The sequence below is a fragment of the Pedobacter sp. GR22-10 genome (genome assembly GCF_026239715.1).
Lineage (GTDB): Bacteria > Bacteroidota > Bacteroidia > Sphingobacteriales > Sphingobacteriaceae > Pedobacter.
On the sequence record NZ_JAPIVR010000002.1, the window covers coordinates 383,907 to 400,304 of the forward strand.

Annotated in this window: 13 protein-coding genes; 7 read left to right on the forward strand and 6 right to left on the reverse strand. The window is 35.7% G+C overall.

The window, feature by feature from the left end:
- Positions 1-5 precede the first annotated feature (5 nt).
- The 3 genes from OQX64_RS09060 to OQX64_RS09070 form a co-directional block, all read right to left on the reverse strand.
- The gene (locus OQX64_RS09060) at positions 6-905 is read right to left on the reverse strand and encodes a hypothetical protein (RefSeq protein WP_265818523.1); all 900 of its coding nucleotides are present in this window, start codon (positions 903-905) and stop codon (positions 6-8) included.
- Between the two features lie 11 nt (positions 906-916).
- Positions 917-1,435, reverse strand: coding sequence for a hypothetical protein (locus OQX64_RS09065; protein WP_265818524.1), 519 nt, complete (start codon positions 1,433-1,435; stop codon positions 917-919).
- Positions 1,436-1,501: 66 nt separating this feature from the next.
- Positions 1,502-2,491 (reverse strand): hypothetical protein, encoded by a 990-nt coding sequence (locus OQX64_RS09070; RefSeq protein WP_265818525.1) that lies wholly within the window; start codon positions 2,489-2,491, stop codon positions 1,502-1,504.
- Between the two features lie 1,165 nt (positions 2,492-3,656).
- Between OQX64_RS09070 and OQX64_RS09075 the strand changes: the two genes are divergently transcribed.
- The 6 genes from OQX64_RS09075 (at position 3,657) to OQX64_RS09100 (ending at position 11,099) form a co-directional block, all read left to right on the forward strand.
- A complete protein-coding gene (locus tag OQX64_RS09075; protein WP_265818526.1) occupies positions 3,657-4,292 on the forward strand; it encodes a hypothetical protein in 636 nt (211 codons plus the stop codon).
- Between the two features lie 539 nt (positions 4,293-4,831).
- On the forward strand, positions 4,832-5,137 hold the full coding sequence (locus OQX64_RS09080; protein ID WP_265818527.1) for an AAA family ATPase: 306 nt from the start codon (positions 4,832-4,834) through the stop codon (positions 5,135-5,137).
- 333 nt (positions 5,138-5,470) lie between these two features.
- Entirely contained in the window at positions 5,471-7,846 is a 2,376-nt protein-coding gene (locus OQX64_RS09085; protein WP_265818528.1) for an AAA family ATPase, read from the forward strand.
- A 1-nt stretch (position 7,847) separates the two neighbouring features.
- On the forward strand, positions 7,848-8,816 hold the full coding sequence (locus OQX64_RS09090; RefSeq protein ID WP_265818529.1) for an HNH endonuclease: 969 nt from the start codon (positions 7,848-7,850) through the stop codon (positions 8,814-8,816).
- Between the two features lie 481 nt (positions 8,817-9,297).
- The gene (locus OQX64_RS09095) at positions 9,298-10,578 is read left to right on the forward strand and encodes an AAA family ATPase (RefSeq protein WP_265818530.1); all 1,281 of its coding nucleotides are present in this window, start codon (positions 9,298-9,300) and stop codon (positions 10,576-10,578) included.
- The gene (locus tag OQX64_RS09100) at positions 10,569-11,099 is read left to right on the forward strand and encodes a hypothetical protein (RefSeq protein ID WP_265818531.1); all 531 of its coding nucleotides are present in this window, start codon (positions 10,569-10,571) and stop codon (positions 11,097-11,099) included. The genes OQX64_RS09095 and OQX64_RS09100 overlap by 10 nt, the downstream gene beginning before the upstream one ends.
- 174 nt (positions 11,100-11,273) lie before the next feature.
- Here the strand turns inward: OQX64_RS09100 and OQX64_RS09105 are convergent, their stop codons facing one another.
- Positions 11,274-11,414 carry a hypothetical protein gene (locus tag OQX64_RS09105; protein WP_265818532.1) on the reverse strand — a complete coding sequence of 47 codons (141 nt, stop codon included), beginning with the start codon at positions 11,412-11,414 and terminating at the stop codon, positions 11,274-11,276.
- A 435-nt stretch (positions 11,415-11,849) separates the two neighbouring features.
- Here OQX64_RS09105 and OQX64_RS09110 point away from each other — a divergent pair, with 435 nt between their 5' ends.
- Positions 11,850-13,280, forward strand: a complete 1,431-nt coding sequence (locus OQX64_RS09110) for a DNA/RNA non-specific endonuclease (protein ID WP_265818533.1) — start codon at positions 11,850-11,852, stop codon at positions 13,278-13,280.
- A gap of 224 nt (positions 13,281-13,504) precedes the next feature.
- Here the strand turns inward: OQX64_RS09110 and OQX64_RS09115 are convergent, their stop codons facing one another.
- Both OQX64_RS09115 and OQX64_RS09120 read right to left on the reverse strand, forming a co-directional pair.
- A complete protein-coding gene (locus OQX64_RS09115) occupies positions 13,505-13,978 on the reverse strand; it encodes a hypothetical protein (protein WP_265818534.1) in 474 nt (157 codons plus the stop codon).
- Positions 13,975-15,369, reverse strand: coding sequence for a C10 family peptidase (locus tag OQX64_RS09120; protein WP_265818535.1), 1,395 nt, complete (start codon positions 15,367-15,369; stop codon positions 13,975-13,977). The genes OQX64_RS09115 and OQX64_RS09120 overlap by 4 nt, the downstream gene beginning before the upstream one ends.
- Positions 15,370-16,398 lie beyond the last annotated feature (1,029 nt).

A 16,398-nucleotide genomic window follows, 5' to 3' on the forward strand; every position in this document is an offset into this window, starting at 1 on the left:
ATGAATTATCTAACATGACCGATATATTGAAATAAATGGATCAGATCAACTGGTTTTATAAACACAACCAAACCAGTAATCATGGTCATCTGGAAAAGTTTTACCTTCATAAAGATGGCCATTCCAAGGTGTAGCAATATTGTACCAATAAGTACAGGATACCGAAACTCATCTATCCATATTAAAGAAAACATTGCTCCTTCCAGCAAAAGCGTTGTATAGGTTAATATTTTGTGAAACGGCCTGTTATCTAAAAACTTAGGCAAAGCAATATCTATCCAATTTCGAACGTTTAGCACTTTTTGTGTAGCAGAACCGTCTCTCCACAATTTACCCTGAAATTTATAATAGATATTTTTGAAATAAATAGTAACCATAAAAAGTTGTACCATAATTAGCGAAAACTGCCATGAGGTAAGGTTTATATCAATAAATGACGAAGAAGCTAAAGAAATTTGTTGGCCTGATGGAACCAGACTCAGAAAAACACAAAAAAACCGGAGGATGATATCGCCTGAATTACAGCTATATGGATTTCGACTATGAATAGATAACATGGTAATATAGCATAAAAATGCAGCCAGTTGAGAAAAAAGTCCCAGGATTAAAAATATCGACAGCACAAGCTGACCATATAGCAACAGATTAACCGAACGATTATTTGGAGGAAGGTAGTTTAATAAACTTAAACGATGCTTACTGAATCCCACCTTAAAATCATCATATGCAAACCAACCATCAACATATAATAACCATCTTCTATCCTTGATCCACATTAAGGTGTCTATAAAAAGGACAATGCCGGTTAAACATCTAAATAAACAAATATTAATGGCCGGCACCTCAGAAAATAATAAAGTATCCCAAAATTTGAGCAAATCTTCCAGATTAAATGACAATAACATAGCTGAACGAATTAGGAGTGAGGTACTATATAGGTATAAATCCGACCACCACGCCAACTCCATTTGTCGGGCGAGGATTTAGGTGCTTTTTGGCAATAGCGCATAATGTGGATGTACTTTGGAACTTCAGCCGATGGTCTCTTCAGGTATTCCTGCAAAACATAACAACATATAGATTTTTTTGAAAAAGTTTCCGTGGCCGATAAATAGTGATGGTGCAGTTTAGCGTAACGTACATTTTTACTATGTTGATAACTGCCTTTCATCGAATAACCATTGAGATCGAACAACACAACAGAACCGTTTACATTTTCGATTTCAAAGCTGAATAAAAAATTCTGGGATACAGGAATAGGAGAAAACAAGGAAAACTCGTATGCCAGGCCAAAACGGTAAATAAATTTATTCTGTGAGGTAATAATTTTTTTGAAAAATGAAGTTTTGGGTAAATCCCAAAAGAGCATGAGGTACAGGAAATAAATAAATATCAAAGTATACAATACTTTAACAATTGCAATGACATTCTCCATACAATGTAAGAAAAGCAGCAAACATGATAAGATTATCTGCTTGCTGCCTGTAAGTGATTAAGATATCTAAGATGTTGCGGTTGTTTTACCTAAATTGTACTTAACGGTCAAAGCCATCACCACTAAATTACAACCAAGTGCAAAAGGGGCCGCTTGCCCAGTAGGTTGTGTTACCGTTGTATTCAATACCGTCCACATTGAAGCATCATCGGCCTGCTCTGAAAGTTGTGTATAGATAGCCAATTTTGAGGAAATATTGATTTTGAAAGTACTGCCATCGGTAGTCCAAAAGGTATTGTAAAGCCAGTTACATAAATACACTTTTTGCTGCGGTGTCCACGAAATGTTTGTGAATAATGCGTGCATCCTGTTATAACGGTCGGCAAGACTTAATCCACTCCATACAGATACCTGTTCATTCCACTCTAAATATTGTTCCGGGGTCCATCCTGCTTTAGTTGCGTTTGATTGGGCATTAGGGTCTTTTTTGAAGATAGAATACAACAGATAGCCGAATCCAGCTAAGCCACCAATAGTATTGACAACATTAATACCTGTTTTGGTTATTCCCCATGCTTTAGAAAAGAAGTCTTTCCAGGTGCTTGTTTTTTGCGCTTCTGGAATTTGGGCTTCAGCATCTTTAACAGCATTATCTGCATTTTCCATATTCGCATCATCCTTGATTTCTGCTACCGGATCATCTTCAATAATATTTGGCTGAGGCCCATCTCCTGGTCCTACCGGCTCAGGGTTACCACCTGCTGCTGCCTCGCCTGCTGCTGCTTCACCTGCTGCCGCTTCACCTGCTGCTGCTGCTTCACCTGCTGCTGCTGCTTCACCTGCTGCTGCTGCTTCACCTGCTGCTGCTGCTTCACCTGCTGCTGCTGCTTCACCTGCTGCTGCCGCTTCACCTGCTGCTGCCGCTTCTCCGGCTGCTGCCGCTTCTCCGGCTGCTACTGCCGCTTCTCCGGCTGCTACTGCTGCTTCTCCGGCTGCTACTGCCGCTTCTCCGGCTGCTACTGCCGCTTCTCCAGCGGCTGCTACTACTCCTCCCATAATAATTTAATTTTAAGGTTGATAATTGGATTTGTGATTTATATTAAATGAGTTTTATACGGCATTTATAAACGACATAGTTGGCTTTGAAAAAATAAATTTGTTAACCTGACTGGTAAAACGAAATGATCTGGTTAAAAAAGAATTTAGCCCCGCCCCCGAAAAATTACAGTTCGGTACATATCTAATGAATTGATTTCGCGTACCAATTACCAAATTGGTGACAAGAGTATACTGTAAATGGTTTACGATATTGATTTCGAGCATTAAATGTTAGATTAAGATTTACTACATGTAAATTACAAATAAATAGAATAACTAAAAAATATTAATCATACAAAATTAAAATTACTTATAATTAAGTATTATAAAATAAATACTACATTAATTAATCTGCTAAATAGATGGATTAAATATTCAACAATAGCCAAAATTTTTAAAGAATACCATCACCAGTGATTAGGGATATAGGGTTTAATCGATAGATGGTACCTTTAAGGATAAAATTTGAATTAATATTTAGCATTCTTTATCAACTAAGCAAAATACTTCATCATAGTTAACTGAACCAGTTGCATCCAACATCCTAAAGAATTCTTAATCTTTAAGAACAGTGTGAATAAAGCAAAGACTTACTGTATTACGAGCAAGCCTTGAAAATTAAATGACAACATCTACGTAAATCAGCTAAAGTTTAAATCGCTTTTACCGGTTATTAAGCCAATAACTGAGCCGATCAGCAAGAATACTTTTGACCATTTGAATCGCTTATTGAGCTTATCATTAAGGATTAGCGGGGTGCAAAATTTTATTTAAGAAAAATTGGTCGTCATTGCAAAGAGAAACGACGAAGCCTGCCGGCAACGGGCTGGCAATCTTTCAAATTGGCAACAAGGTTATACACCAATTAATTTTGGAATAATTTAACTTGCGGTTTGCTGCAACCAGAATAATCAAAATTTTCCTTTGTGTTTTGAGATATTATTTCTATATTAGTGATGCAAACTGTTAAATAATATATTTTTTCACTTAACATCAGAGATCCAAAACAACAATTAATTTTTAACAATATTCCTGGTCGAGTGGTAGCCCCACATTTCCTATATCTCTGAAAAGAGTTATTTGGCAGTTTGCAGCGACCAGGATACTTTTTAATTTTTAGGTTATGCAAACTGCCAAAAGTAAAAAACAACACACACAGCTCCCTACTCAGGTCGCAGCTGAATCAGCCAACATGAATGTATTACCTGCCATTTGTGCGGTAAAGGCTACCTTACATCACATTGATGGGCATGTTTCTGAAATCATGATGACTTTGCCACGATACACGGGATGGGCAGAATTTTTAGAAGACGGGCAAAATTCCATTCGGGAATATGTGTATCAGCTCACCCGGCATTGGATTCAAATCACCCATTTCTTTATAGAAACCGGAACCATTAATGCCAATGGAACAATAGCCTCTTGTTTTTTACCACGCCGGTTCGATATCCCTTTAGGCAAATTTTATAAACCAATGGTACCAGGTGCCTGGGTATTAGCCAATCAACACCCGCACCATCCAAAGTATCACCAAAAAGGATCGAGCAAAAGTTTATCTGCATTGATGGCTATTGCAAACCATAGAAAAGATGTTGTTTATCATCAAACAGAAACTAATATAATGCTTTGTGGTATTCCTAAAGAAAACAAATCTGCCTACTTCGAAAAAGGCGATATTCCTTTAGGGTATTTTGAAAAGAACGGAATGGAGTATGCGGTTATTTATAGTTATGTGGTTGGAAAAGGGAGTTTTGAGTGAGGAATGGGTAAACTAAATTTAAGCCCTTGCGGATGGTGAGGGCATTTTACAATTGCCAAACACAAATATGACCTAAGCACTAGCTCGAATTTATGATTGTAATTAACTTTCATATATCGTTCTATTCACACACTAAATGTAATACTAAAAACAGGTCCTCGCAAAATTTGGAGAGTTATTTTTAATTATAATGTGCTAATTTTAGTTATGAGTTAAATTATAATAATCGATTTCCTAGAAAATAAATTTAACTTAGACATTATAATTTTAATTTAATGAACTCTCATTCTCATCAAAAACCATATCCAGAAGAAAGTAATAAAAGCATTTGATAAATTAAGCACTATTAAAATTGCTTAAAATATGGTTTTACTTACAATTCATTTAAAGTTAACTACTATAGTTTATGGAACACAAAATTATGTCTTTCAAAGAGGCTATAAAAAACTCTTATATATAGAAATAATGGCATTTACTATACCGCTTAATGTTTTATAGCTTATTGAACTAAGAAGAATACTAAATTAACGACTTTAAATATGTACATATCTAAAATTAAAATAACCAATTATCGTGGAGTAAAAGATATTCGAGAATTAAATTTAACAAGGTTTTCATCTATTGTAGGTAAAAATGACGCTGGTAAAACTATAGTATTGAATGCACTTGCAACTTTTCTGAATATTAAAAACTTTTCTATTACCCAAACTGATTTTAATGATCTAAATAAATCTATTGATTTTGAATTTAGTTTTAACTCCGATAATATACTTGAGTTATTAGAATCTAAAACAAAATCAAAAGTAAAAAAACAGATGGGCTTGAAGAATTTATTCAAGATTTAACATTTGAAAATTCGATAATTTATAAAAGAGTTATAAATGGCCCTAACAAATCGTGGAATAAAGAATTTATACTAATGACTGATTATGTCAAAGAAGAAATTCAAGGTTTATATTTCAAAACTGATGAAGATATTACAGCTATAGTAGATAAATACAAGATTGAAATCCCAGTTCAGGGAAAAGGGAGGAATTCAAATATTAACTAAAAAAGTTTAACTCGCACTGATAACCAAGAAAAAACTACCCTAATTTCAATCGTTGTTGTTAGCTAACTAACAACAGTAGAGAGATGAAATAATTAAACTAAAATAGAACCTAATTTTTAAATATTTGATGGATTATAACGGCTTTAAATTCCTTGCACTTCGCCCACTAGACGGTACGTCTCCTGATCTACTCAAAAGTCTTGAAGTAAATTGCATTTATCGATTGTACAATGAGTACTCGTATACTTTAGCAGATGACAAAAGCATAAAGAGCATAATCTATAATCCAACTGTTCCATCAAATCTATATGGAAAGGATATTAACGTATCTGCTATAGTTGGTCAAAATGGAAGTGGTAAAAGTGCTTTGATGGAGTTATTTTATTATGCCACATTAATTTGTAATCAAAAGCATTTAAATAAAGGTGATGAAAACATCTTAAAGGATAAAGTCAATCTAGAAATTATTCTTCAAAACCATAATGAAATAATACAGATACTAAAAATTAGTAATGAAAATATAAACGCAAAAAATTATTTGAGAATAATAGATGGTTTGAATATAGTTTATAATGTTGACAAAGATCAAAACATTGGTTATGATGGCTTTGATTTCTATACAAACGTTTTAAATTATTCAATTTACGGGTTAAATGCTAATTCAATTCCTTGGGTTGATTTAATTTTCCATAAGAATGATTCGTATCAGCTACCTATTGTAATTAATCCGTTTAAGGAATATGGTAATTTTGATATCAACAGGGAATACATCTTGATGCAGTCAAGGGCAGTATTCTATACCTATGTATTAGGTCTAAAAGAAATTATTAAAAACATATACATTCACAATATCTATTTTGAGATTGATGTACTAAAAATCCTTAAAATAGAAAATCCAAACAAAACTACTTTTAAAGTATTAGAGATTTTCTTCGACATTAGTATAACCGAAGAAGAATACAACCAATTACTGTTCAGAGATAATTATGATAAGCTAATTAGCATACAAAAAATAGGTTCTTACTTTAATATTAAAACTAATGATAAAAATAATGAGTCGATATTTAAAAATAATGTTCAAAACACCGACTTTTATAAAGCATTAACGTATTTATATATCTTCAAGAAATTATACAAGATTTCTAAAAGTTATAAAAAATATAAAAAATATCACTTTTTGTTTTATCGTACACTGTCTTTTGATTTGCATTTTAAAAATTCAAGTGAAGCGATATTAAATAATATAAATGTTAATTCGGAAATAGCAAACGATGTTAGAAATCGCATCAATAAAGAGATTGTTTATGAAAATATAGTATTAAATCTAGAACTATCTCTTGGAGCTAATGAACATAGCTTAAGCGAAGATGATTTAATTTTTATCAAACAAGAATTTATGTCTTTTTATGCTTTGGATAATTCTGAGCATAATGAGATTAGAAAGCATCTAAGTAATTTGGTATTCGCTACAGATGATATTCTTGATAACGTAGAGCCTACAAAAGAATTAATAACGCAATTGTTTAATGGTAAACAATTTAGACAACATTTGTTTCATAAATATATTTATGATCTAAAGGATGATAATAGCCACATCACCTTTAAATTAAAACAAGCTATAAATTACTTCGAATTTAATATTTTCAATAGTATTGATATTGAAAATAGTTCTTTGCATGCAAAGGAAAAAGATTTAAATCTTAATGTAAGTATTAAGAAAGAGTATTTTAAGAATAGAGAAAAAATAGAGGACATACCATTAGCTGTTTTTAATCATGTCTTGCAAGTCGTTAAAATAGATGAAAAAAATGAAAGTAAAAGAAATGAATTGGTAGAGAATAAGAAGCTAATTCCGTTTTCATATATATCATTGAGTTCTGGTGAGCAACATATGATGAATTCTGTTTTAACTGTTGCGTATCACATCTATAATTTGCTTTCAGTCAATGAAGGATATGAACTGAAAAAATACAAGAACATCAATTTAATTTTTGATGAATTAGAATTATATCTACATCCAGAGTATCAACGTCGATATATTAACGATCTGATAAATATTTTGAATGAAATTAGCAAGGTTACTAAACAAACTGATATCAATTATAATATATTAATGGTTACCCACTCTCCTTTCATATTGTCAGATATTCCATCACAAAATATCTTAAAATTGGAGGATGGAAAACCTAGAGAGCAAGACAATATTAATTCTTTCGCAGCCAATATTTATGATTTACTGAAAGATGAATTCTTTTTAAAGGAAGGAGCAATTGGATCGTATGCACAAACGTATATAACCGATTTAATAAAAAATTTAGAAAAGTTAAAGCCGGATGACTCTAAAGAGTTAATTGATAATTTAAAGAAAAAAATTGGAATTATAGGAGAAGAGTTGATTCGTTATAAGTTGGAAGATTTACTGTTAGAAAATACGCAAAATTTTAGTGAAGAGATTATAATCTTAGAGCAAAGGATTAAGAAATTGAAATCAAAAGCTAGGTAAAATGAAAAGGATTGAAATAGATAACAGTTTAATTAAAACTGTCAAAAACTTTAATGATATTCTTTTCTGTGATCGACGTCAATCAGGAAATAAGCCTTTTATTCTTCCTAGAACGGGTTTGAAAAAATTATACAAGACATTAAACGATACTAATCAGAAAAGATATATAATTAAGCTTTTTCGCGAATATGAAAATTTATTAAACTTAAAGCCTTCAGAATTTTATCAGAAAAAACAAGAGTTTGACAATATCTATATAATAAACGGTATTAAAGGCTCTATATCTACTAATTTCGGAAAAATGGTAGTAGAAGCACTTAGATATGACAGTTATAGAAATTCTCAATATCCAAATATTATCAATAAGTTAAGATGGAATTTAAAAGCTTGTTTTTATTGCAATTATGTTGGCACTTTGACTCTTACAAGGGCTAAAAAATATAAGACATTCTATGACTTAGACCATATTTATCCGAAATCTATTTATCCATTTTTAGCCACTTCGTTTTTCAATTTTATTCCGTCGTGTGCTACCTGCAATAGAAGTAAAAGCACTAAAATTATCAATGAACTTAATCCGTTTTATGAAATTGGAGAGAAAAATATCTTATTAAATACAGTATTCGAAATAACGAATGTTTCAAAGGTTAATTTTTATACTAAAAACGAGATAGACAAAATTTCAATTGTGGTAGCAGATAAAATTAATAATGTTGATAAAAAAGAATTTGATAAAATTGTAGATTTGGAGTTGCTATATAACAGTCAAAAGCACATTGCAGCAGAAATATTATGGAAAAAAAGAATATATACTAAATCTTACATAAACACTATTAAAACTACTTTTTCAAAATTAAATTTGAAAAAACATGACATTAATAGAATATTGTGGGGAATTGATTTAAATGACGAAACCGTTAATAGAGAACCTTTAGCGAAATTTAAATTTGATTTGATCAACGACATATAAAATTATTATTAAAATATATCACGGTAAAATTCCTACTAGTATTTATCCATTCCTTTTTTAGCGCAAGTCTTAGCAGTTGCCGCTGTTGTGGCTGGCTTGTGCTTTCAAAAACTTAATAAATCATTTATTCGTAATAATCATTTCTACTAAAGCACAAATCAATAGTAAATAAAAAAACCGGAGCCAAGATTAAAAAACCTTGAACTCCGATGAAGTAGCGATCAGCAGGAATAATTGAACAATTAAATCGTTTTTATTAATTATTGAGACAATAATCGAGGATTTGGAACGAAAAAAATTCATTTAATCTGGCGTCAAAAAAATCCAAGGTGATTTTCGATTAGATCACCTTGACCAGATTAAAATTGAACAAAACTCTCGCAAATATTAAAGGGAGCTGTTCCTGGCGTAAAGAACTTAACCAACTTCCTTCGACATTACGGCGGCATTTTATTAACTTTGGAACATACGTATAAACGCAATGGCTAAAATCAGAGTGAAAAATTTCGGACCAATCAAAAAGGGATACCTAGAGAACGATGGATGGATTGACATTAAAAAGGTCACCCTGTTCATCGGTACACAAGGAACCGGAAAAAGTACGCTTGCCAAGCTTATTTCCACATTCACCTGGATCGAAAAATCCCTCGTTCGGGGCGACTATGAACTGGAATACTTTAAAAATATTGGCCAGTTTTATGAACGACTGTATTTTCACAATATCCAATCCTATCTGCAGGGCTTTAAGCCCGAACAACTGGATATTTTTGGCGAAAAGCTGCTCAAAAAAGCAAGCCAGATTGACTACCGCGGCGATTCGATCAATATCTCCATTGACGGTGAGCATGTGAAAATTGAGAAAAGCAAAAAGCAACAGTATCACCTGCCGCAGATAGTATATATGCCCGCTGAACGGAACTTGTTGAACTTCACCTATGAGTACAGGCGCTCCAGAATGGTGCCAGAAACTCTGATTGACCTGCAGTATACTTACAGGGAGGTACTCAGAAGCATGAATGGTGGCATTATCCGGTTGCCGATCAATGAACTTGACTTAATGTATCACAGCGCCAGCGAATCCTTGGTGGTGAGGGGTGATGACTACACTGTCAACTTGCATGAAGCTTCTAGTGGCATCCAATCGGTTGTTCCCTTGTATTTGATCTCATTGTATTTTTCAAACATCGTTGAAGCATCATCGCAATCACCCGAACCCATGAACAGCGAAGAGCTGGAACGCTTTAAGACAGACATCGCATCGATCCATAATAACCTAGACCTGACCGAAGAGCAGAGACAGGCCGCATTATCAGTAGTCGCGAACAAATACAAGAAAACAGCTTTCATCAATATCGTCGAAGAACCTGAACAGAACCTGTTCCCAACCTCGCAGTGGGAAATACTGAAGAGTCTGCTTATCTTCAACAATGGCAGCAGCGGAAATAAACTGATCATGACTACGCACAGCCCCTACGTCATCAGTTTTCTCACACTGGCTGTGAAAGCAGCTTCCGTTTTGGCAAAGATTAACAAATGCGAAAAACAGACACAACTCTTGCAGGAAATCGAAAAAATAGTACCTACAAAAGCTGCTTTGGATAGCGACGAACTAGTCATTTATGAGATCAACCGCAAAGGAGAAGTGATCAAGCTGGACAGCTACGAGGGCCTCCCTTCTGACGACAATTACCTGAACCAGATCTTGGAACAGTCCAACATCCTATTTTCTCAACTGCTAGACATCGAAGATCAATGCCAGTAGACTTTTTTAGCGCTCACCATACCCAGTCCAATAAAGAAGAGTTTGGACTATACGACGACCCCACACCGGCCAAAAACCCATCCTACATCATGGAAGCGGACAAAAACAAATGGATCGGTATAGTTGATAATCCTCATCAGCTCACAGCACATTTTTATGGGCTAGACCACTCTTTAGTCATATCCCTTCCGGCACCAAACGATGCTTATATCGAAAGCCTGTGCGACGGCATGCTCCAGGTCAATAATGAGCTTATTTTTGTCGAGCTTAAAGAAAGAGTTTCTTCAGGCTGGGTAGGAAAAGCGACCGATCAGCTGATCAATGCCATCCGCCTGTTTGCCGAAAATCATAACGTAGACAATTACGATTCGATTAGGGGACAGATTTGCAACAGTTTAAAGCCAAGAGTGAATACCAACATCGTCCAGTCCCTTCAAAAATTCAGGACGGAAACCAAGAAAGTCAATTTCAAGAACGGAATCAGCATGGAATTGACAGCGGCACAAATAATAGAAATCTAAGTGACTTTTGAATTAAGTAAATTAATGTTGCTTTATAACAACTAATCAAAATAACAAAAACACAACATGTAGAAATAAGAAAAGCATTAAAAAAACCAACACAGAAAGAAACGGAAATCAAATGCTATAAAGATAAAAAGTTCATCACGTCGATAACTCAAGTCATTGCCGAAATTATAAAAAGTGAAGATAAAACTGGCTTATGTGAATGTCAAACGAAAGCAAATCCGCATCTGCTTCTTCCAAAATACCCATTACATATTGTTCATCCGTTTCAATAAGCACATATTCGTCGATACTCCATGGAACTGCCATGGGCGAATATCAATTACAAATTGATTTTACAATCTTGCGATAAATTACAGTCCTCAGGTCAAGGATTCCCTTTCCTGGCGCAAGTCTTAGCGGTTGGGAAACCACTATGGCTGACTTGTGCTTTCCAAAACAGTAAATATAAATTTGCCGGACCAGTTTATAACAGTTAATTAATTTGGGTTGGTTAACAGAGACTTCCCCTATCAATTCAGCCAAATAAATCAGCCAAAGAAATCAAAACCAATCATCGAACGTGGTGAAACAGGTAGTTACCGTGGCGAAACGAGCATTAAACACCAGCATTCTACCCAATTGCAATTACCCTGCTCTTTGTTAATATTAACTTAACACAACAGACATCTTTTCTCCATACCTTCGTGCCGCATTGAAAAATGATCTATGTTAACGCGAACAACTAGACATTAAAATCAAAGCGTGAAATTAAAAAACATCCTTACCTATTCAGGATTTATCGGCATCCTGATCCTATCCTCCTGTTCAAAAAAAACAAGCATCGGAGATGAAACACCAACCACGCCACCAAAATCGCCAACTGCTTATGTCATAACGGAGACTTTCGAATCTGGCAGCAAAGGTGCTTATGCGTTAGACAGCGTTCAGCTACTAACTGGCAAATGGACATTGAGCGATGCGCTGCTGGGCAATCTTGCAGCTGATGCCAGGGATGGCGCGAAGTCTGTCCGGTTAAGAACAGGTTACCTGTCCATGAACTTTGATATTGCAGGGACTCAAATGATTTACGTTTCCCATGCCAAATATGGAACAGACGTCAGTTCAACCTGGCAGCTTCTGGCTTCTACCGATGGTGGTAAAACCTTCACGCAGTTAGGTACGGATATTACAGAAACCAGCACCACACTGGTTACCGATTCCTTTAAGGTGAATACAACAGGCAAAATACGCTTTCAGATCAAAAAAGCCGGTACAACCAGGATCAACATCGACGATATCATCTTTAAAGGTACAGGTGATCCGGGCATTACCGTAGGTGGAGCGGATACGGATCCTGTGGATAACGGCGGCTCCACAGCAACCCCTGGAAGAGGCACGCCGGATGCAGGTGCGGATGCACCACCGGCCGGAGGTGATAATTCAAACTTACTTTTTGGTAACCCATCAGGCGCTACGGCCAACCTGGTTTCGGCAGAAAATTACCTGATCGATCAAAAATATTACACCGAGAGTTACAGCATGACCCGCGGAACACCAAACTGGGTAAGCTGGCACCTGGATCCGAACAACTTTACTGGTGCAGCAAGCAGAAAAGACGATTTCGCTTCATTTACTGGCCTGCCGGCAAATTGGTACCAGGTACAGAGCAACAGCTATTCAGGTTCCGGTTTTGACAGGGGTCATAACTGTCCAAGCGGTGACCGTACAAGCTCAAATACTGCCAATTCAGCAACTTTCCTGATGACCAACATGATCCCTCAGGCACCGAACAACAACCAGAAAACATGGGAATCTTTTGAAAGCTATCTCCGCGCCCAGGCATTGAACGGATACGAGGTTTATGTGATCATGGGAAGTTATGGCACAGGCGGCATTGGTTCGGCAAGTGCGTCGGTAGTGAACACCATCAACAATGGCAAAGTTACTGTGCCGGCAAACGTATGGAAAGTGGCAGTACTGCTAAAAACGGGAGACAATGATATCAGCCGCGTGAGTAGTTCTACACGGGTTATTGCCATCAACACACCCAACATCAACAGCACAAATCCAAGCTGGAAGAACTATATTGTGTCTGTCCGCGATATAGAAAGTGCAACGGGTTATAATTTACTTTCAAATTTACCGCAGAACATACAAGACGTGGTGGAGAAAGTGAAAGATCCTGGTAACTAAAATCAGTTATTAACTTGAGGATATAGCTATTACCCCTACAGAGGCGAAATTTGCATCCCATAAACAAATTAAAAAATATACTTTCAGAACTAAAAAGAAGTAATAATCTTTCATATAAAAAGGAATCCCATTGTACTCATCGGCAATGGGATTCCTTTTTATACTTTTTTTTGCTCAGTAGGATGTTCGACTTATGTTCAAATACTTACATTATCGCATATCAATTATTTGACAATAACAGTTGGGGTAATTCTGTCTATCAGCGCGTTATTTAACCAGACCTTTCCTAATCCGATTGAACCCCCGTTTCTCACGATTTCTGCCTTGACTGTATCCGGCTTATTCTCCCCAAATTGGATGAGGGTATAACTTATCCCGCTTTTATCTGTTTCGGTGTTTACGAATAATTCAAGTTGATATTCCGCTGCATTCTGCTTCTTGAATATTTTAATATTTTTTGGAAAATCCATTGATGATTTGTTTATCAGCTGATACGTACCATCTATTAGGTTAAAAATCTGTATGTTTTGCTGATTGAATCCGTTTGCAGTCCCAGGAGCCAGAAGATCTGTCTGTACATTATTTTTTACAGCAAACATCACACTTGTTTCCACTGAAACATTTGCAACCTTCTTTTTGCAGGAAAAAAACGGGTAGATCATAAAGATTAAAGCTATTACTCTTGTCATTTTTCTCATAACGGTTTTATATTATAGTACATGATATTTTTGTAATTGTAAGTACCCTCAAAATCATCTCTGTAAACATCCCGGAAGTTAGTAATCGTAGGCCCAAAATCCCCAACCATATACCACCCGTTATAAGAACCGTTCCAACCCCAGTTCATATGAAAATAAGTTGGATAAGTTACTTCGACGCGTTCGTCAAAATAGTCATCTACAGGTATTTGCACAATACGGGTATATTCATAGCGGTAAAATCCATCGCATACCCATTCATGACCGCCTTTATAAGTATTAAAGAAAATAAAGGAACCCTTTCTGCCTCCAGAAATGATAAAAGGCCTGTTAGCGCGCAGTTCGTTTAAAAAATCATTGGTCGGATCGGTGGCAGAGAATGCCTTGAATTCCCTTTTGGACATGGAGTAACCTAATAAATTAAAACCATCAACAGTTTTTGTACCGCCATTTGTTCCCGACCCGTCACATTTATAGTCCATATCTACCGCTACGCCGATGTTATGCATTAATCTGGCCGTTTCGGGTGTTCCGTAATAATTAGACATGGAACTCCAGTTGTAGGAAGACGGGAACTGATGATAGGCCGCAATCTGGGCGATGGCTGTTGCTACACATCCGGTAACCGCCCTGCCGTTGGTTGCGTAGGTGTTTCCGCAACTCATATAGTCACATTGGTCATTGTATCCGTCACCTTGTCCCCAGTAAGTTTGTACCAGAGGATCTTTATGTTCGATCAGGACATTATCATCGCTGGTTGCAGGCAATTGACCATTCACCCAAGCGGTTGTTTTTTTACCACTCGAAATGGCTACATCGCTGGTTGCAGGCAATTGCTCCTTCACCCAGGAGGTTGTTTTTTTACTATTTGAAATGGCTACATCAGATGTAGCAGTGGGTTTAATTGCAAATTGATTTGCACGAATGTTCTCTATGCTATGCTTAACATCATTCATCCAACTCAGTATACCTTCCGTTCCATTGTCTTTGTTGAATGAGGCAGTCTCAGAATATGCGAGTAACGATGGTGCCCTTTCATCAGCAGATACGATACAAAATCCTTTCGGTTTAAAATTGATAATATAGAAGGCGTTAATGCCAGCCCGATCTTTTACCGTAAAAACGGTATCTACGCTATTCGTCTCACTGGAAGTTCCCTTCCGGCTTGCCAAATTAGAAACCGAGGCAAAGGAGCCCGACATTAATTTACCACTGGGCTTACGATTTAAAGTTAGCGCATAGCTTTTAGCCTGATCAATCCCAATGAAGGCACTTTTATTTAAAGAATCTAAGCGGGAATGATCGGTTTGTACCTCATTAAGGCTCTTCTTACAGGAGAAATTTAGGATAAGACTGCATGCAATCAGTAGAATAGAGAAATTTTTGTTCATAAATGTTATTTTAGATTGAGCAAATATATCGATTTATAATTATTCTAAATAATAAATATGTAATTTAATATAGACATAAATATTCACAATTAAATGAATGAGTATATTTTAAAAAATACATAAATGTTAATTCCAGGACACAGTCTTCTTTTGATTACCAGCATTACTCACACTGGCGCAAGTCTTAGCGATTGAGGAAATGTTTTGGGTAACTTCTGTTTTCCAAAAACACAATAAATTAATTATTCAATAATCATTTTAGTAAGGCACGAATCATGCCCACTGCTTAGGACTTTGCGCACAAAGACTTTCGCAAGGAAGTTGGTATCGATCCGAAAAAAGGATATAAACTGAAGCTATAAACAAAAAAGCTTCGGTGCTACCGAAGCTTTTAAAGTACCCAAGAGGAGATCCGATAGCTATCGGATCGAAGTCCCAAATCCATACTTGCGCCACCCCCTCAAGATGGTGCGTCTACCACCCCGATAGCAATCGAGGTTGCCTTTAACGATATCGCTCAATAAGTTTAGCCACCAGCTCAGGATATTGCTTTAAGTTTTTAATATAAATTAAAATTTCATTTTTTTGATATGCAATTACATCAATTGAAACTGTTTGTAATCAATGCCATTTATAGTGAAAAAACAGTTCCCAGTCGTCTGTTTTAGATGTGAAACTATCCGTAAAAATTTATCCTTATGCAATTGTAATCGCTGTAGCAAATCCAGACAACAACCGGTATAAAAACGATTTAATTTTTTTGAAAAAAGGATATAAACTGATGCCATAAAAAAAGCTTCGATGCTACCAAAGCTTTTAAAATACCCTCACGTAGATTTATTCCGGGTGCGGCGAGGTCAGTCAGCTTTGGTTTATTCAGTAGGAAGAATATTTTTCGTTCGAACACAAAAAATCTAATATTGACAGATAACAAAACCTTAAAGAAGACCAACCTGCATATTTCCGATATAATAAGTAAAAAAAAATCAAATCATGTAACTTTTCTCTTCTCTTTGCGACCTACTGTCC